The following is an 18,852-nucleotide window of genomic DNA, read 5'->3' on the forward strand; positions in this document are numbered from 1 at the left end:
CCGCAGCGATTTAACCTTGTAATAAATAGGTTTCAGCTTTCTCTATTCGTCTAGGCTTTCCAAGTAAAATAAGAATATCACCGGGTTTTATTTGCCAATCTAGCTCAGGGTTATCCACTTCCGCCCCTGCACGGCGAACTGCGCGCAGCTCTACTCTGAGCTTTTCCCAAGGGATATCAGCGAGAGTCTTCCCCACAGCATTGGCGCCTTTTGGCAAAGCCACTGCATGAAGTAACTCAAGGGTAAAGTCTGTCTCAGCACCAGAGAAGAACCCGTGTAAATATTGATAGTGATTGCGCCGCTCGGACTCTAAGCGTTTGAGAATTCTGGCCAACGGCACACCACATTGATATAGCACTTGAGAGACCAGCATCAAGCTGCCCTCTAACGTTTCAGGGATCACTTGACTAGCACCAGCCTCTTCTAGCTCTTCCATGCCAGAATCATCGCGAGTACGCACTAAAATTTTAGCATCAGGTGCCAGCTGGCGGCACAAGGGGAGCACCTCTTCTAAAATACGCTCGCTACTAAAAGTGATGACAATTAATTTAGCGCTACGAACATGGGCTTGTTTGAGAATACTGCGTTTGCATACGTCTCCAAAGTAAACGGGCTCTCCAGCCGTTCTGGCCTCAGAGACACGTTTGGGGTCTAAATCGAGTACAAGATAGGGTATCGCCTCGGTTTTCATAAATCTTGCAATAGTTTGTCCAACGCGGCCATAGCCTAAGATCAGCACCATTTCATCGGCAACATCTGCGCTGACTGCAATCGGTTCACCTTTTTCCTGCTTCGGCTTTAACCCCTGTAGCATACGCGCTATATCAACGCTATGGCGAACCAACCAAGGCGCTAATGCCATCGATAATACTGCGACCATCACTAATGTCGTGCTAGTCTTTACATCAAGTAGCTGATAATTTACCGCTAGAGCCAAGACCACAAAACTAAATTCACCCACTTGCGCTAAGCTAAGCGCTGTTGATACAGATACACGAAATGACTCTTTTGCGAGCTTTAACAACGAAAAAATCACTAACGCCTTGCCTAAAATCACTGCTATCAGCACTAAGATTATCTGCCACCAAAACTGCGTCACTAACTGGAAGTCGAGTAACATGCCGATAGAGATAAAAAACAGTCCCATGAGCAGGTCTCTAAAGGGCCGAATGTCAGCCTCCAGTTGACGCCGGTATTGGCTTTCACTCAAAAGCATACCCGCCATAAATGCGCCTAATGCCATCGACAAACCTAACCACTGGGTAATTGCGCCCGTGACTAACGCAACGACCAGCGTCGATAACACAAACAGTTCATTTGAACGTGAACGTGCCACCTCATCAAACAGTCTTGGCAGTGCCCATTTGCCAAATGCCATTAAAGCAATAAATGCCAAAATACCTTTCAACAATGCATAAGCCACATCACTTAACAGTAATGGCGCTCCGTCGCTCGCGAGCAGAGGAAGTAAGATCAATAAGGGAACAACGGCTATGTCTTGAAACAACAACACACTGACTGAAAGCTCACCATGACGACGCCGAAGCCAACCTTGCTCGTTGAGTAATTTCAGTACTATTGCGGTTGAAGATAACGCAATCGCAGAACCAACCACGATGGATTCAGTCACGCTTAAATTACAAATTAGCGCAATAACCATACTCAGTACTGCAGTAACCAACACTTGTGCACTACCTAGACCAAATACGGTTCTACGCATTGCCCAAAGCCTCGGTAGAGAAAACTCAAGCCCAAGGCTAAACATCAACAACACCACCCCAAGCTCCGCAACCGACTGCATCTGATGCTGGGTAAACCAATGGAAACCGCTTGGGCCACTGATGATTCCCGTCATCAAGTAAGCCAAAATTGCAGGCAGTCCAGCACGCCTTAATATGGCGATAGAGACAATAGCGACTACCAACATAAGCAGTATTTGGATTAGAAAGCTGTGTTCCATGTGCTCAATGTACTCCTAGGGACGATATAAATTTCTATGCTTGGATTTGTTGCCTTTATTTATCATAAAGAATAATACTTGTACTACAAGTCAAAGAGACGAATAAGCATTTAAAAATTAAACACTAAGTGCATTTTTTAACTCTCTAGCATTTGTGCTTCATCGGCATTTTAAGCATAAAACAATGCCCACAAAACCACTACTCTCTTACTCGTCAAAATCCTGTCGCCTCCAATTCCAACGCAGAAAAACACCAGGTAAGTAATTGATAAGTAGCAACAACACTGAAATTGGCATGATTAGTGCTTAACTATAGCTTGGTAATGCCGTAAATTTATTTGGAGTTGAGTACATGGAATTTGGCCTAGCGACCGAGCTTTTTCCTAACGAATATCGTGTAGAAGCTGATCTTGAGTCTGTCTACCCGTTAGATCTTGATCTTGTCACCATCATCCAACAACTGCATCAACATTTAGATCCGCGGACAGTGTTTGCCTGCTTCGGAAAAATTATGGGGCAATATTTGCCGCTCCATGGTGTGCAACTCAGCTATAAGCAATATCACTTTCAGTGGGGACGCCAAGGCGGTTACTCGATTGAGCAACATCTAACGTTGGCTGACACTATGGTTACGGTTAACTATAACCTAAAAGCTCCATTAGTGCCGTCGCAAGCTCAGCGCTTAAACCAGTTACAAGAACTGGTGTTACAACCCTTGTTCAACGCGATTCAGTTTCAAGAGATATCCAAACAGGCGATGTTTGACGCACTAACTCAGTTAGGTAATCGCCACTATTATCTTGAACAGATAAAAAAGGAGATCGCCCGCGCAGAGCGAAACCACAGCACCTTCTCATTAGTCACTTTAGATCTCGATAACTTTAAGCAGCTTAATGATCGCTTCGGTCATCAGTTAGGCGATGAAGCATTGGTCTCTTTTGCCAAATTGCTTAATCGGTTGATCAGAGATACCGATCAAGCCTTTAGGATTGGAGGGGATGAGTTTACGATACTGGTACAAGGTGATGCAAAGGCCGCAGCAATTCTGTGTCAAAGGGTTTTAGCCGCCTTAGAGGAACTGACTACTATAGAAAGTTATCAAATAAGAACCAGTTTAGGGATTGCACAGTGGGCTAACAATGACTCTGAGCAGAGTTTATATCAAAAGTCAGACAGTGCACTTTATCAAGCAAAAGCGATGGGGCGACAGTGCTATAGCATATATCAACCCAAGGATTGCTAGTTAATTCAATAGAAGGTTAGCGACTTTTAAGAGTAAGCCCAGTTTCGCTCTCGCTACAAAGATAAGCCTTTTCATTCCAGTAACCGATAGCGCTGACTAACTTGCCGTTGTAACACAATAATGGAACTTTAGCTCTTACCCACGGCGGCACGGCAAACTCTTGCCACAGCTTCTTTAACTCGCGCCCTTTATTGCGATTATGCGGCTGACAACGGGTGCTTCCAGGTAATGAAAACTCAATAGTCACCTTTTCATCTTCGCGTGGTAAACGCACCCCAACCCCAAGAAATAAGTCTGCTTGTACCCGTTTTCCAGTACCACAGGCAATCCCTTGTGCAACTAACTCATTTATTGATAACACCGTGATATTACTTAATGGAGCCTCTTTAGTTAACGCAAGAAAGTAACCAGCTCCTTTAAAGCGTTTTATGACAACATCCGCTAATTTTATTTCGATATTTGCATCAGCTTTAGCATCAAGCAACTGACTAAGAATTTGCTCAGCTTGTACTTTTGAAGGTGGTGCAAATCCCAGCTGATCCATTTGCCCACGCAGCAGCAATGCTTGCCAAGCTTTAGAATGTTCAGCTAAAGCAGCCAGTTCAATCACTGACTCTTCACCCTGTAGTCTTTGAATAGAGGGTAACCGTGCCGCCATCTCCTCATCAACAACACTTTGTTGCATTGCACATAACTCAGCACTGCGACTGGCTGTTGCGGCAATGGCACTCCAGCGCTGTTTTAGCGATGGAATGATAGATTGGCGTAGAAAATTTCGATCATATTTTTCATCAAAATTACTTTCATCTTGAATATGGCATATGCCATGTCGTTTGGCGTAGGCTTCTACATCAACTTTACTTAAGTCAAGTAAAGGTCTAATAAGCCACTTATCATTATCAAATGGCTGCACACGCCCCATTGCAGACAAGCCTTTAGGCCCTAAACCGCGCTTCAGCGCTAGTAGAATGGTTTCAAGTTGGTCATCTTGATGATGTGCGGTTAACAGAATATCAGCGGGCTCCATCTGAGAGAGCAACGCCTGATAACGCACTGTTCGAGCTTGCGCTTCGATACTAACTCTTGGAGCTATTGTTACTTCAACTCGCGCAATAGTGCATGGAAGTCTATAGAGAGCGGCCTGCGCTTGGCAGTGCTTTGCCCAGTCGTCTGCGTTATGGCTTAACCCATGATGAACATGCACTAACTGGTATTCAAACTGCGGCTGCTGCGTCGCAAACAGCGACAACCCCTGAGCTAAAATCTCCGAGTCGACGCCACCGCTATAAGCAAGCACGATTTTACGCGGCTTATGCTCCGCCCTAGCCTGCGGTAACTCGTCAATACAGCGCTGGATCAGCTGTGCAATATTCATCATCTAAAATACTATTCGGACTTTGTTTGAGCCAGTTAGCGACTCAAGCGCCAACATCAAATCATCGGTTGGGTTTACCCGCCATTCATCGCCAAGTGCAAACTGTGCCTTGGTTTCTGGCTGGGCATAATTGATTAACACTGGTACAGCGCCATTTTTCCATGGTTCAACCGCTGCCTGAAAACGACTTAACCACTCTCCATCAACCTCTGCCGACTGCAAGTCAACTTCAACCGCATTGGCAAAATGGCTGCGTGCTTCGCCCATATCAATAATGTTACGTGCAGTCATGCGGTTACCGCCGGAGAAATCATCGAAGCTAACTTCGCCTTCAATAATCAAAATACGGTCTTTCTCAAGCAAATGATTAAACTTCTCAAACGCCTCAGTAAATAACATGACCTCTAAGCGTGCGCTCTTATCATCCAATGTCACCAATCCCATTTTAGAGCCACGTTTGGTCATCATTACCCGAGTAGCCACCACTAGCCCTGCCGCTTTCATGGTTTTTCCGCGCTCTGTTGGATGCACATCTTTAAGGCGTCCAGATGTGTAATGCTTGAGCTCTTTGAGGTATTGATTGATCGGGTGCCCCGTCAAATATAAACCTAAGGTGTCACGTTCACCCTCTAACCAGACCTTATCAGGCCATGGGGTACACTCTACAAACTGCTGCTTGTCATCTTCTGGCTCATTATTTAATAAACCAAACATATCATGCTGACCGATAGCCTCTGCTTTTGCATGTTGGTCTGCTGCGCGAATTGCTTCTGGTAGCGTGGCTACCAATGCAGCTCGGTGCGGGCCAAGATTATCTAATGCTCCCGCGCAAATGAGCTTTTCAATCACGCGGCGATTAAGCTTTTTAAGATCGATTCGGGCACAAAAATCAAATAAGTCAGTAAATGGTCCATCTTTTCTGGCCTCTAATATCGAATCGACAGGACCTTCACCCACACCTTTAACCGCACCAATACCGTAAACAATATTAAGATCGTCATCGACGGTGAACCTAAATAACCCCTTGTTAACATCGGGTGGAATGAGCGGTAATCCCATACGTTCGCACTCATCTACCAGAGTCACAATCTTGTCGGTATTATCCATATCCGCAGACATAACTGCCGCCATAAATTGCGACGGATAATGAGTCTTTAACCAAAGCGTCTGGTAGGACACCAGCGCATAGGCTGCTGAGTGTGATTTGTTAAATCCATAACCTGCGAACTTTTCTACCAGATCAAAGATCTTCATCGACAACGGGCCATCAACGCCGTTTTTAATCGATCCCTCTTCGAAAGTACCGCGTTGCTTAGCCATCTCCTCAGGCTTTTTCTTACCCATCGCTCGACGCAACATATCCGCGCCGCCTAAGGTATAGCCAGCCAATACCTGAGCAATTTGCATCACCTGCTCTTGATACAAAATAATGCCGTAGGTTGGTGACAATAACTCTTTTAATGATTCGTGCTGATACTCAGCATCTGGATAAGAGACCTCTTCTCGACCATGCTTACGCTCAATGAAGTTATCTACCATGCCCGACTGCAAAGGGCCGGGTCTAAACAGTGCTACCAATGCAATCATATCTTCAAAGCAGTCAGGCTGAAGGCGCTTAATCAAATCCTTCATACCACGGGATTCAAGCTGGAATACCGCTGTCGTTTCGTAGCGCTGTAATAACTTAAAACATTTAGGATCTGTCAGCGAAATTGACTCAATTCGCACACGTTCTTCGCCATTCTTGTCTTTAACGGCGTTCACCATCTGCAACGCCCAATCAATAATGGTGAGCGTTCTTAATCCCAAGAAATCGAACTTAACTAATCCAGCAGTTTCAACATCGTTTTTGTCAAACTGGGTAACCGGGTTAAGACCTTCCGAGTCGCAGTAAATAGGGGAGAAATCAGTAATTTTAGTCGGCGCGATAACCACACCACCAGCATGTTTACCCGCGTTACGGGTAACGCCTTCCAATATACGGCACATATCGATAAGGTCTTTAACCTCCTCGCTGCCATCATAGGACTCCTGCAGAGCAGGTTCGACTTCAAATGCTTTAGCCAGTGTCATCCCTGGCTCTGCAGGGATCATCTTAGAGATGCGATCCACAAAACCATAAGGATGGCCTTGCACACGACCCACATCCCGTATTACCGCTTTAGCCGCCATGGTACCAAAGGTAATAATCTGCGATACCGCATCACGGCCGTAAAGATCGGCCACGTGGTCAATAACCTCATCTCGACGATCCATACAGAAATCGACGTCGAAATCTGGCATGGATACACGTTCAGGGTTAAGAAATCGCTCGAAGAGTAGATCATACTCTAATGGATCGAGATCGGTAATTTTGAGGGCGTACGCCACGAGCGAGCCTGCACCTGAGCCTCGACCTGGACCAATAGGGATATCATTATCTTTGCCCCATTGAATAAACTCCATCACAATCAGGAAGTAGCCAGGGAAACCCATCTCGTTAATAACTTTAAGTTCAATATCCAAGCGTTCATCGTATTCAGGTCGTTTCTCTGCCCTCACTTCTGGATCTGGAAACAAAAATTCTAAACGCTCCTCAAGTCCTTTTTCAGAAACATCGACCAAAAAGTCTTCAATGGTCAAATCGCCAGTAGGAAAGTTAGGCAGGAAGTATTCATTCAAGCGCACAGTTACGTTACATCGCTTGGCTATCTCAACGGTGTTTTGAATTGCTTCAGGAATATCTTCGAACAATTCACACATCTCTTCACTGCTCTTAAAATACTGCTGGTCACTGTATTTTTTAGGTCTGCGAGGATCGGCTAGCGTAAAACCGTCGGAGATCGCCACCCGAATTTCATGGGCTTCGAACTGTTCAGGTTTATTAAACACCACTTGGTTGGTAGCAACGACAGGCAAGTCTTTTACTTGCGCCAGCTCAACCGCCATGTGCAAATAACGCTCTTCATCTGGACGACCGGTGCGTAACAATTCTAGATAATAACGGTCAGGAAAGTATGTTTGATAAAATTCAATTAGGGAATCAACTTGAGCCCTGTTGTCTTTTAGTAACGCTCGACCAACATCGCCATGGCGGCCACCAGAGAGTAATATCAAACCGTCGTTATACTTAGCTAACCACTCATGATCAATCACTGCTCTATCATCAATATGGCCGCGAAGATAAGCATCACTGATAAGTAACGTTAAGCTCGAGTAGCCTTCATTATTCATTGCAATTGCAGTAATAGAGCAGAGCTCATCGACGCCCGGTACTTGTACCCAAAACTCAGTTCCGATAATGGGTTTTATTCCGGCGCCATGACAGCCGCCATAAAACTTTACCAGTCCACACATATTAGTCTGATCCGTCAGCGCCACTGCAGGCATCCCAAGCTCGCTCACTTTAGCAAGAATAGGTTTAACCTTGGACAGCCCATCAGACATTGAAAAGTCACTATGGACGCGCAAATGCACAAATAAAGGATCAGACATATATGGAGTATCTTTCTTTTAGGTAGATGAAGACAAGTAGTCAATCTTACAGAGTAAAACATGGACTAGCAGCAAACAAGTGAAACCGCTAATCCAAGCAACGGATGGATAAATTTTTAGCGGCCATTATTGCTATGTTTACATTTAAAGTCATGGGTAAAGCAGGACAATCTTTACATCGCTTCCCGTACAGGCCGAAAACTCTTGCGATGTTCAGCAAGAACGCCGTACTTCGTTAATGCTTCAAAATGGGCCTTAGTCGGGTAACCTTTGTGCTTCTCAAAGCCATATTCAGGATACTGCGCTGCTAAAACATCCATCTCACGATCGCGTACTACTTTAGCAACGATGGATGCGGCACTAATAGCATCGATAAGACCGTCGCCCTTGATAATAGCATGGCTCTGCATACCAAAATCAGGACAGCGATTACCGTCGACTAATACAGAGGTAGGCTTAATCGATAATCCTGCAACCGCTCGCTGCATGGCCAGCATGGTGGCGTGCAGTATATTCATTTCATCAATTTCGATAGGGGTTGCAGCACCGACGCTGACACATAATGCTTTCTGTTGAATTTGTTCGTACAACAATTCACGTTTTTTTTCAGATAATTTCTTGGAATCATTCAAACCAACAATCGGATTGTTAGGATCTAGAATCACAGCAGCTGTCACCACATTTCCAATGAGTGGTCCTCGTCCAACCTCATCGACACCAGCATATTGCCCAATACAAATAGCGTCGACTTGCTCCGGTGTGATCCCTTTAAATACAGCCATTAACTTTGCTCCTCAACGAGTTTAATCACCGCGTCAGCCGCGCGTGAACTGGCATCACGACGAATATCTCTATGCATTGCCATGAAACGGTCATGTAATGGGGTAAAATCGCTATCGAGCTGCACAGAGACCGCATCAGCTATTTTTTGCGCAGTACAGTTCTCCTGAATAAGTTCATCCACGATATCATCGTCAGCCAACAAGTTGGGTAGCGAATAACGTTTAGTGAGCATCATGCCTTTGGCAATATGATAGGTAATAGGGCTTACTCTATAGGCAACGACCATAGGTCTTTTAACGAGCATAGCTTCGAGCGTTGCTGTACCTGATGCGAGCAATATGCAATCGGCTGCAGCCATCACTTCGCGCGAATGCCCCTCGATTAAGTGAATCTCCAAGTCTGGAGCATAGTCGCTAAGCGCTTGTTCGAATTGTGTCCTGCGTTTTTCATTAACAAGCGGCGTGACAAACTTGATATCAGGATAACGTTGCTTAATCAGGCTAGCTGCCTTAACGAACGGCTCTGCAAGCATTTTTAACTCGCCACCTCGCGATCCTGGTAAAATAGCCAAATATTCAGCTTCGCTATCAAGGCCAAGCAATTTACGCGCCTCAGATTTGCTGCTTTCTAATGGGATATCATCTGCTAACGTGTGGCCGACAAAGGTACAAGGTACTTGATACTGATCGTAAAAGGCTTTTTCAAATGGCAACAGCGACAACACCATATTGGTTGCTTTAGCAATTTTAAAAATTCGCTTCGGCCGCCACGCCCATACCGATGGGCTAACATAGTGAACCGTTTTTATGCCGCGAGCTTTAAGCTTTAACTCAAGTCCGATATTAAAATCAGGCGCATCGATACCGATAAAGCAGTCTGGATTGAGCTGCGTGATCTCATCAATGAGAGAAGCCCTCACTTTCAACAACCTTGGTAAACGCGAAAGCACCTCAACAATCCCCATCACTGCAAGTTCTTCATAGGAGAACAGGGATTCAAAGCCAAGGGCGTCCATGCGTGGACCACCAATACCAACAAAGCGTGCATCCGGATAGCTTTGTTTAAGCGCCTTAATTAGACCAGCGCCTAGAATATCACCTGAGATTTCTCCGGCGACCATAGCAAATATACGAGGAGTGTTTGAGCTCATAGAGAGGAGTCTATTTTAGGATGAATGATAAAGAAAAAACCCGCTATATAACGGGTTCTTATTCTTTCTAACGAACGATGCCTCTATTAGAGGAAGCTATAAAGTCGACCAACAGTTTAACCTGTTCATCATCTTCAGCCGCCTCCTTTAACTGCTCGACCGCTTCTTCTACAGTTAAGCCGTTACGGTAAAGCGTTTTATAAGCTCGTCGAACAGCAAGCTGGGATTCTTTAGAGAATCCACGACGCTTAAGCCCTTCACTATTAAGACCTCTAGGCACCGCGGGTTGACCCGAAGCCATTACAAACGGTGGCACATCGTTCAAAATTAAAGAGTAGCCAGCCGTAAATGCGTGAGCGCCGATCTTAACAAACTGATGTACGCCAGTCATGCCACCAAGAATGGCATAATCACCAACATGGACATGTCCCGCAATTGAGGCATTATTTGACATGATAACGTTGTTGCCGACTACACAGTCATGGGCAATATGCACATAAGCCATAAACAGGTTGTTTGAACCGATACGGGTTTCCCAATTATCTTGAGTTGTACCACGGTGTATTGTTACCGATTCGCGAATAACATTATTATCGCCAATAATCAGACGAGTTGCTTCACCTGCAAACTTCTTATCTTGGCAGTCTTCGCCTACAGAGGCGAATTGATAAAATTTATTACCTTTGCCGATAACAGTCGGGCCTTTCACAACGACGTGTGAACTAAACCAACAGTCATCACCAATTTCTACGTCTGCGCCAATATAAGTCCATGGACCTATAGTGACGTTATTGCCAATTTTGGCATCTGGATGGATGTAAGCTAATTTATCGATCACTTGGAAATCTCTCTCCGTGCACACATTATTTCGGCTGAACAAACAACCTCGCCATCCACTTTGGCTTCGCCAGTAAATACGCCTATTCCACGGCGCTCTTTAATCATTTTAACTTCGAAATGCAACTGATCGCCTGGTTCTACAACACGCTTAAAACGTGCTTTGTCGATCCCAGCAAAATAGTATAGTGCATCGTTCGAAGGTGCATCACTCATCGTCTTGAATGCTAAAAGACCAGTAGCTTGCGCCATAGCCTCTAAAATCAATACGCCTGGCATCACAGGTTGAACCGGGAAATGCCCCTGAAAGAATGGCTCATTAATGGTGACGTTTTTGATAGCGTGTAAGGTCTCACCTGGGGTGAAATCCAATACTCTATCAATCAATAAAAATGGGTATCTATGAGGTAAAAACTTTAGGATCTCTTTGATATCCATTGTATTCAATTGATTTGACACGAAACTTATTCCTTAGCCTGCCCAAGGCAGCTATTCATTTACTTTGTGTTGTTTTCTAACTTCTTAACACGCTGAAAAAGCCCATCAAGCTGTCTAAAGCGAACAGTATTTTTACGCCACAGTTTGTTATCCATTGCAACCGTTGCAGAAGAATATACACCAGGCTCTCGGATCACACTGGTAATATTAGTGCTACCGGTAACATGTACACCGTCGCAAATACTCAAATGTCCAGAAATTGCGCAATTGCCACCGATGATACAGTGCTTACCAATAGTGACGCTACCGGCAACAACAGTGCTCCCCGCTATGGCGGTATTGGCACCAATAATATCATTGTGTGCTATCTGAACTTGGTTATCTAAAATAACGCCGTCATGAATTTCGGTGTGATCTATCGCTCCACGATCAATGGTAGTATTTGCACCGATCTCAACACGGTCACCAATTCGAACACCACCAGTTTGTGGAATTTTAATCCACTGGCCACGTTCATTGGCATAACCGAATCCATCAGAGCCTATAATTGTACCCGAATGAATAATACAGTCTTGACCTAAATGCACATCATGATAGACAGTCACATTCGCCCATAATAATGTGTTAGAGCCAATAACACTGTCTTGTCCAACAACACTGCCTGCGCCAATTTGAACATTGTTACCAAGAACAACATTTTCACCAATCACGGCATTGGCGCCAACTGCAACATCCTCTCCTAGCATAGCAGAAGCTGCTATTTGTGCTGTAGGGTGAATATTCTCAGCCGCTTTAGGCGTGGTATCAAGAAATTGTGCAATGCGGGCAAAACCAACATAAGGGTCTTTTAGGACAATAGCATTGCCTTTAAACCCATCAGCGTCTGCCGGACTCATCAAAATTGCCGATGCTGCTGTAGTTTCTAGCTGTGAACGGTATTTTGAGTTTGCCAAAAAAGAGATTTGACCTTTACCTGCACCGTCCAAAGTGCCGACCGTTGATATTTCAACGCTGTCGTCACCTTGAACATCTGCATTGAGATGGTCAGCCAGTACTCTTAAAGTATAGCTAGTCATCTATTTACTTGCCTTTACCTAGAGCTTCAACAACCTTGTTGCTGATATCAGCTGTTGGCTTAACGTAGATAACAGCACCACGTTGTAACACCATGTCATACTGCTCTTTTTCTGCAATTGTGTTGATTGTCTTTTGTACTTCAAGAAGTAGTTTATTTTGCTCTTCACCGTTACGACGACGCATATCTTCGTCTAATGCTTTGCCTTTAAGTTGTAGCTCAGCCTTCATTGATTCCATTTTACGAACCATTTCAGTCTTTTGAGATTCACTCATAAGCGCTGCATCACGTTGTTGCTTTTCAAGCAAACCACGTAGCTCTTCTTGCATTTTTTGTACAGCGGCAACACGGTCACCAAACTCTGCTTTTAAAGTTTCGTTAACCTGTTCGCGTTGAGGTAGCTGTTCAAATACAGCTTGCATATCTACAACTGCAATCTTTTCAGCGTGCGCAGCTAATGGTGCACCTAAAAGAACTAAAACCATCATTGCGCGATTTAACATCTTATTCAAAACAAACTCCTTTATCTCAGCAAAACTTGCCGATTACATTTAAATTATTTTTAGAAAGTTTTACCAATATTAAACGAGAAGATCTCAGTTTCATCATCCTCGTATTCCTTGATTGGCCATGCAAGACTAAACACCATAGGTCCCATCGGTGACAACCACTGCACGCTCATACCCCAAGAGGCACGAATACGACTCGGATCGCTATAATCTTCAAGTTTATTAAACTCTTCTATTGGAAGATAACGATACGACTCATAGTCAAACTCAGTATCCCATACGTTACCCGCATCCACAAAGAAGCTTGTACGAACAGAGTTGGTATAGGCTTCATCTAAGAACGGCGTAGGTACAATTAACTCTAAACTCGCTGTTGCAATAGCGTTACCACCAATTGAGCGACCTGAACTAACTTGAATTTGGTTCGGATCACCGGGTAGCGTACAACCCGATCCAGAAGGATCCGGTGAACAAGGCTCGCTGCCACGATATAAGTAGAATGAACGTGGACCAACCGAGTTAGACTTAAAGCCACGTAATGAACTACTACCACCTGAGTAATAGTTCTCCCAGAACGGCAGAATTTGGTCATTATCATTAAACTGACCGTAGCCATTACCATAACCTAAACGACCACGCGCTAACATAACAAAGCTGTGACTACGGTTAATCGGGAAATAGAAGTTGGTATCAAAGTCTGCTTTAAAGTACTGAAGATCAGACCCTGGAACCGTCATCTTACCGTTCAAGCGCTGTGACGAACCGTCTGATGGGAAAGTACCGCGGTTCAAGTTACTTCTTGACCAACCAAGACTTAACTCAAAGTTATCGAAGCTCAAACCAGCATTAGGATCATCCGAATCTCGATAAATATCATAAAAACGAACTGCTTGCTCATAAGCCGAAATTTCTGAAATTTCGTTATGACGATAGCCAATGCCACCGTTTATGCGGTTGTATTCGTTAATTGGAAAGCCTGAATTGATTGCAACACCATATGAGCTATTTTTATAGGCCTCAAGGTTTGCTTCATCAGCATCAAACTCACTCCAATAGATGCTACCGCCTAAACTTACACCGTCTTTAGTGAAGTATGGGTCTGTAAACGATAGATTGACGTTTTTAGAGTATTTATTGGTATTCAAGTTGACGCCAGCTTGGTTACCCGTACCTAAGAAATTGCTTTGCTGTACACCGAACTGCAGACTAAGCCCAGATTCAGTACCGTAACCCACACCAGCATTAAATGAACCAGACGGCTGCTCTTTAACGTTAAAGGCAACATCAACTAAATCATCTGTACCTGGTACTTGTACAGTTTCAGTATCTACCGTTTCGAAATACCCCAAACGGTTCAAGTTAGACTTGGACAGCTCTACTTGAGCAGAGTTTAACCAGGCCCCTTCCATTTGACGCAATTGACGACGCATAACTTCATCTTTAGTCACTGTGTTACCAGTGAAGTTGATATTACGCACGTAGACACGCTTACCGGGTTTAACATTGATATTCAACGTCACTTCTTTCGTTTCGTCATCAATTTCAGGGTAAGTCTTCACTTCAGGATAGGCATAGCCGTATCGACCTAGATACTTACCGTACATCTCTTCGGTAAATGTCACATCGCCGCCGTTATACATATCACCTTCTTTGATAGGCAAGATTGCTTGTAGCAACTCTTCACGCCCCATCAAATCACCGGTAAGGTTAACGTCTTTAACCTTATACTGCTCACCTTCATCTACATTAATCGTAATATAGAGACCTTTACGGTCAGGGGTCATCGCGACTTGAGTTGAAGTCACATCAAAGCGAATATAACCGCGGTTCTGATAATAAGTTTTAATAGTTTCTAAATCGGCTTGCAGTTTTTGCTTTTGGTAACGACGTTCACCAAATAGATCCCACCAAGCAACGTAATCTTTAAGCTCAAGCATACCGATGAGCTCTTCGTCACTAAATTCGCTATTACCAACAACGTTGATTTGACGAATTTCAGCAGCTAAGCCTTCGGTAAAGGAGAATTTAAGCTCGACGCGATTACGTGGCAAGTTGACGATTTCTGCTTTTACTTTCGCGCCATACTTACCTACGCCATAGTAGAAATCTTGAAGGCCTTTTTCGATGCCAGACAGCATGGTGCGATCAAGTGACTCACCAATTTTAACGCCTGAACCATCGAGGCTTTCTTGTAGCTGTTCATCTTTAATATCTTTGTTACCTTCAAAGGTAACAGAGCTAATTGTTGGTCTTTCGGTGACTTTTACCACCAAAACGTTGCCGTCGCGCAACACTTCAATTTTTTCGAAGTTAGTTGACGCATACAAGCTCTTAATTGCTTGCTGCAATTTTAATTGATCAACAGTATCACCTACCTTCACAGGTAGATTTAGCAGAGCAGCACCGAGTGCAACTCGCTGTAATCCTTCAACTTGGATATCAGCTACTTCAAAAGGCTGAAAAGTATCAGCCCAACCGTTCCCTGAAAAAGACGCTCCGACTAATAACATCGAGGCAAAAATTTTATTCAATCTCATAGAGCACTTCTAATTATTTGTCTGTCCCTGATCAGAGTCGGGAAAAATCATTGAAGAGTGCAACACTCATCAACATTAGCAGCAATGCTGCCCCAAATCTGAATCCAATTTCCTGAACCTTTTCAGGTACAGGCCTGCCTGTTATCACTTCAACGAAGTAATACAAAAGGTGTCCTCCATCTAGCACTGGCAAAGGCAAAAGATTAATGATGCCCAAGTTCACGCTAATCAAAGCAAGAAAACCTAAAAAGTAAACCAACCCGACATTAGCACTATTTCCCGCACCTTGTGCAATAGAAATAGGTCCACTCAGATTTTTAACTGACACGTCACCAGTTAATAACTTGCCAATCATCTTAATGCTGACGGAGACAAGTTGCCATGTTTTATCCACTGCAACAGGAAAAGAGTCAAAAAAACCATACTCTAACTGCAATTTCATGTTGTCAGGCCAAGGCTCAGAGGTAGGAGCAACCCCAATCACTCCCTCAATGACACCTTCAGCATTTTCACGAGACTTAGGAGTCACCTTCATCACGAGCTGTTCACCGTTACGCCTAACAGTAATATCAAGGCTTTTATTTGCCGATTGCTGAATAATTTCAACAAAGCGTGGCCACTCACTATAGCGTTCACCGTCAATAGCCACCAAAATATCGCCAACTTTAATACCCGCAAGCCCTGCTGCACCATCGTCACTGACCATTGCTAACGTTGGCAAAATTTGAGGGCGATACATACCCAAACCGATAGCGGTTATCGGTAGCTCTTTTTCCGGATCGAACTTCCACTCGCGAGTATCTAATGTATATTGTTGTACATTCGAATTTGTCCCTTCGAGGCGATTCAAGGGAGCGACTGAAATATCGACTTGTTGGTTACCTATGTGACCTGCAAGTGCCAGATTAACTTCTTCCCAGTCTTTCACTTTTTGGCCACCAACAGTCATGATTTGCAATGGCTCTTTGACAACAATTTGCGCAGCAGGAGACCCTGCAACGGTTGAATCAATGACAGGTTTAATGGCTGGAACACCAATGAGGTACATCGCATATAGCGCTACGATAGCGAACAAGAAGTTCGCAATTGGACCTGCACTTACAATGGCAATGCGCTGCCACACCCCCTTACGGTTGAAGGCTTGATCTTTCAACTCTTCGGGTACGTCATCAACGCGCTCATCGAGCATCTTGACATAACCACCGAGTGGGATCATCGCGATAACATACTCAGTGCCATCTTGTCCGGTTTTACGCCAAATAGCTTTACCGAAACCAATAGAGAATCGCTCAACTTTAACGCCGCACTTTCTCGCGACCCAAAAGTGTCCATATTCATGTGCAGCGATCAAAATGCCTAGTGCGACAATAAACGAACCTAGGTTCCAAAAAAAATCTATCATTCCCTTCCTCTGAACTATTTGAGCTTATTAACAGCTTCTAATGCATATTGTCGAGCTTGGCTATCTAACGCCATAATATCGTCAATAGTGGTTAATGATTGCGCCGTTACGTGCTTAAAGCTCTGTTCATTGATAATGGCTATATCGGTGAAACGTATCTGACCTTCTAAAAACGCCTGAACTGATATTTCATTGGCAGCATTTAGAACGGTTGTCGCTTCTTGTCCTTGTTTACACGCTTCAATTGCTAACGCTAAACACGGGAAGCGATTGAAATCAGGTTCTAAGAAGCTTAACTGTCCGACTTTGAAAAAGTCTAAAGGTTCAACTCCCGAGCTAATTCTCTGTGGAAAAGACATGCAATGCGCAATAGGTGTACGCATATCAGGATTTCCCAGTTGTGCGATAACCGAGCCGTCTCGATACTGCACCATTGAATGAATCACACTTTGTGGGTGAATAACGACTTTTAACTGCTCAGCACTGGCATTAAACAGCCAGCGGGCTTCAATGTACTCTAGGCCCTTGTTCATCATGCTAGCTGAATCAACTGAGATCTTCTGTCCCATCGACCAATTAGGATGTTTGCAAGCTTGTGCTGGCGTCATTGAAGACAGCGTAGATAGCTCAGAATTTAAAAACGGCCCACCCGACCCCGTTAGCAAAATATGAGATATACCAGCGCCAGCTAAATCACAGCGGCCAATCTCTAATTGAGTGCGTTCAGATAAACACTGAAAAATTGCATTATGCTCACTGTCTACTGGTAAAACTGTCGCCCCGGAAGATTGCATAGCCTCAATGAACAACTGTCCCGACATCACTAACGATTCTTTGTTCGCCAGTAATACGCGCTTGCCAGCTTTAACAGCCGCTAATGTCGAAGGCAATCCCGCAGCCCCAACAATTGCAGCCATGACAGTATCAACTTCAGCACAACTCACAAGCGATAAAAGTTCATCTTCCCCAGTGGTGACTTCTATCGCCAATTCACTGGGAAGTAATCGCTTAAGCTCAGTAGCCGCTTGAGCATTAACCATATGTGCCACTAATGGGCGATGCTCAATACAGATCTCAAGCATCTTGGCGACATTAGTATTAGCGACGAGTGCAAATACTCGGTATTGCTCATGGTTGCATTTAACAACATTTAATGTGCTTGCACCGATTGAGCCCGTCGCACCTAAAATCACCAAACTTTGCATATAGTTACATCCAAAAAGCTATATATATCAGGGTAAATACAGGCAGGGCCGCAGTTAAACTATCAATACGATCTAACACACCGCCGTGACCAGGTAAGATGGTGCCTGAGTCTTTAATATTAGCGACTCGCTTAAACATACTTTCAGACAAGTCGCCCACTGCTGAAGCAAGTGCAACAAATAGGGTTACTGCAACTAAAAGCCCTAACTCTTGCTCAGGTGAAAAATACATTACCCCAGCAACAATAATCATAGTTGTTGCCAATCCACCAAGTAAGCCTTCAATGGTTTTAGCTGGACTTACATTCGGCATTAGCTTGCGCTTACCAAATGACTTGCCGGCAAAATAGGCGCCTGAATCGGTCGCCCAAACCACTAACATCACTAAAAAGACTAAGGTGCCGCCATAGTATGGTGAAGCATCAGTGCTAAGCGCTTTTAGAGATAATAATGAAACGAAACATGGGATGAGCGTCAACTGACCAAACATAGATTTTAGCATATGGCTCTTTTTCCAAAAGCCAGCACTTTTGGGAAAAGAGATCACCATTAAAAATGAGATAAGCCACCAAAGCCCTCCCATTGCAATCACCCCTAAAAATATGGGGTGCATCATGCCTTTAAACCATATTTCGTCAGCGGGTACCATAATGTTAAGCGCTATTAATAAAACGCCAATAGTGATAGTAAAACTCCATTGAGTCATTTCACACTGACTATCAATGATGCGTCCCCACTCCTTAGCGGCAATAAGAAAGACACCCAATAATGCCCAAGAGAAATACTCAGTTGGTAAGCCAAAGATGGCACCAAAAACTAAAGGGATTAACCATAATGCTGTTATTATTCGTTGTTTTAGCAAAA

Annotated in this window: 14 protein-coding genes; 1 reads left to right on the forward strand and 13 read right to left on the reverse strand. The window is 44.1% G+C overall.

Annotated features, from left to right (window positions below; genetic code table 11):
* Positions 1-10: 10 nt before the first annotated feature.
* Positions 11-1,960 carry a monovalent cation:proton antiporter family protein gene (locus tag L2730_RS06545; RefSeq protein WP_248973856.1) on the reverse strand — a complete coding sequence of 650 codons (1,950 nt, stop codon included), beginning with the start codon at positions 1,958-1,960 and terminating at the stop codon, positions 11-13.
* A 352-nt stretch (positions 1,961-2,312) separates the two neighbouring features.
* Here L2730_RS06545 and dgcS point away from each other — a divergent pair, with 352 nt between their 5' ends.
* Entirely contained in the window at positions 2,313-3,203 is an 891-nt protein-coding gene (dgcS, locus tag L2730_RS06550; protein WP_248973857.1) for a diguanylate cyclase DgcS, read from the forward strand.
* 16 nt (positions 3,204-3,219) lie between these two features.
* Here dgcS and tilS read toward each other — a convergent pair whose 3' ends face one another.
* The 12 genes from tilS to L2730_RS06610 all read right to left on the reverse strand — a co-directional run bounded on the left by tilS (position 3,220) and on the right by L2730_RS06610 (position 18,850).
* Positions 3,220-4,581 carry a tRNA lysidine(34) synthetase TilS gene (gene tilS / locus L2730_RS06555; protein ID WP_248973858.1) on the reverse strand — a complete coding sequence of 454 codons (1,362 nt, stop codon included), beginning with the start codon at positions 4,579-4,581 and terminating at the stop codon, positions 3,220-3,222.
* The gene (gene dnaE, locus L2730_RS06560) at positions 4,582-8,052 is read right to left on the reverse strand and encodes a DNA polymerase III subunit alpha (protein WP_248973859.1); all 3,471 of its coding nucleotides are present in this window, start codon (positions 8,050-8,052) and stop codon (positions 4,582-4,584) included. It lies immediately after the preceding gene.
* A 173-nt stretch (positions 8,053-8,225) separates the two neighbouring features.
* A complete protein-coding gene (rnhB, locus tag L2730_RS06565; RefSeq protein WP_248973860.1) occupies positions 8,226-8,834 on the reverse strand; it encodes a ribonuclease HII in 609 nt (202 codons plus the stop codon).
* Complete coding sequence (gene lpxB, locus L2730_RS06570; protein ID WP_248973861.1) at positions 8,834-9,985, reverse strand: lipid-A-disaccharide synthase; 1,152 nt, start codon at positions 9,983-9,985, stop codon at positions 8,834-8,836. The genes rnhB and lpxB overlap by 1 nt, the downstream gene beginning before the upstream one ends.
* Positions 9,986-10,052: 67 nt before the next feature.
* The gene (gene lpxA / locus L2730_RS06575) at positions 10,053-10,823 is read right to left on the reverse strand and encodes an acyl-ACP--UDP-N-acetylglucosamine O-acyltransferase (RefSeq protein WP_020913550.1); all 771 of its coding nucleotides are present in this window, start codon (positions 10,821-10,823) and stop codon (positions 10,053-10,055) included.
* On the reverse strand, positions 10,820-11,281 hold the full coding sequence (gene fabZ / locus L2730_RS06580) for a 3-hydroxyacyl-ACP dehydratase FabZ (RefSeq protein ID WP_044555987.1): 462 nt from the start codon (positions 11,279-11,281) through the stop codon (positions 10,820-10,822). Before fabZ ends, lpxA begins: the two co-directional genes overlap by 4 nt.
* A gap of 38 nt (positions 11,282-11,319) precedes the next feature.
* On the reverse strand, positions 11,320-12,336 hold the full coding sequence (gene lpxD / locus L2730_RS06585) for a UDP-3-O-(3-hydroxymyristoyl)glucosamine N-acyltransferase (protein ID WP_248973862.1): 1,017 nt from the start codon (positions 12,334-12,336) through the stop codon (positions 11,320-11,322).
* 4 nt (positions 12,337-12,340) lie between these two features.
* Positions 12,341-12,838: an OmpH/Skp family outer membrane protein gene (locus L2730_RS06590; RefSeq protein WP_220737437.1), complete on the reverse strand. Its 498-nt coding sequence runs from the start codon at positions 12,836-12,838 to the stop codon at positions 12,341-12,343.
* Positions 12,839-12,897: 59 nt separating this feature from the next.
* Positions 12,898-15,381, reverse strand: coding sequence for an outer membrane protein assembly factor BamA (bamA, locus tag L2730_RS06595; protein WP_248973863.1), 2,484 nt, complete (start codon positions 15,379-15,381; stop codon positions 12,898-12,900).
* A 31-nt stretch (positions 15,382-15,412) separates the two neighbouring features.
* Complete coding sequence (gene rseP, locus L2730_RS06600; protein WP_248973864.1) at positions 15,413-16,783, reverse strand: sigma E protease regulator RseP; 1,371 nt, start codon at positions 16,781-16,783, stop codon at positions 15,413-15,415.
* A 14-nt stretch (positions 16,784-16,797) separates the two neighbouring features.
* Positions 16,798-17,988 (reverse strand): 1-deoxy-D-xylulose-5-phosphate reductoisomerase, encoded by a 1,191-nt coding sequence (ispC, locus tag L2730_RS06605; RefSeq protein ID WP_020913556.1) that lies wholly within the window; start codon positions 17,986-17,988, stop codon positions 16,798-16,800.
* Positions 17,989-17,992: 4 nt separating this feature from the next.
* A complete protein-coding gene (locus L2730_RS06610) occupies positions 17,993-18,850 on the reverse strand; it encodes a phosphatidate cytidylyltransferase (protein ID WP_020913557.1) in 858 nt (285 codons plus the stop codon).
* Positions 18,851-18,852: the final 2 nt, after the last annotated feature.

Source organism: Shewanella kaireitica (assembly GCF_023284045.1).
Lineage (GTDB): Bacteria > Pseudomonadota > Gammaproteobacteria > Enterobacterales > Shewanellaceae > Shewanella > Shewanella kaireitica.

Bases quoted from the DNA above. Each gene is read 5' to 3' on its own strand.
- ispC (WP_020913556.1), bottom strand. From the start codon at position 17,988: ATGCAAAGTTTGGTGATTTTAGGTGCGACGGGCTCAATCGGTGCAAGC.
- lpxB (WP_248973861.1), bottom strand. From the start codon at position 9,985: ATGAGCTCAAACACTCCTCGTATATTTGCTATGGTCGCCGGAGAAATC.
- rnhB (WP_248973860.1), bottom strand. From the start codon at position 8,834: ATGGCTGTATTTAAAGGGATCACACCGGAGCAAGTCGACGCTATTTGT.
- tilS (WP_248973858.1), bottom strand. From the start codon at position 4,581: ATGATGAATATTGCACAGCTGATCCAGCGCTGTATTGACGAGTTACCG.
- bamA (WP_248973863.1), bottom strand. From the start codon at position 15,381: ATGAGATTGAATAAAATTTTTGCCTCGATGTTATTAGTCGGAGCGTCT.
- L2730_RS06590 (WP_220737437.1), bottom strand. From the start codon at position 12,838: ATGTTAAATCGCGCAATGATGGTTTTAGTTCTTTTAGGTGCACCATTA.
- lpxD (WP_248973862.1), bottom strand. From the start codon at position 12,336: ATGACTAGCTATACTTTAAGAGTACTGGCTGACCATCTCAATGCAGAT.
- dnaE (WP_248973859.1), bottom strand. From the start codon at position 8,052: ATGTCTGATCCTTTATTTGTGCATTTGCGCGTCCATAGTGACTTTTCA.
- L2730_RS06545 (WP_248973856.1), bottom strand. From the start codon at position 1,960: ATGGAACACAGCTTTCTAATCCAAATACTGCTTATGTTGGTAGTCGCT.
- dgcS (WP_248973857.1), top strand. From the start codon at position 2,313: ATGGAATTTGGCCTAGCGACCGAGCTTTTTCCTAACGAATATCGTGTA.
- rseP (WP_248973864.1), bottom strand. From the start codon at position 16,783: ATGATAGATTTTTTTTGGAACCTAGGTTCGTTTATTGTCGCACTAGGC.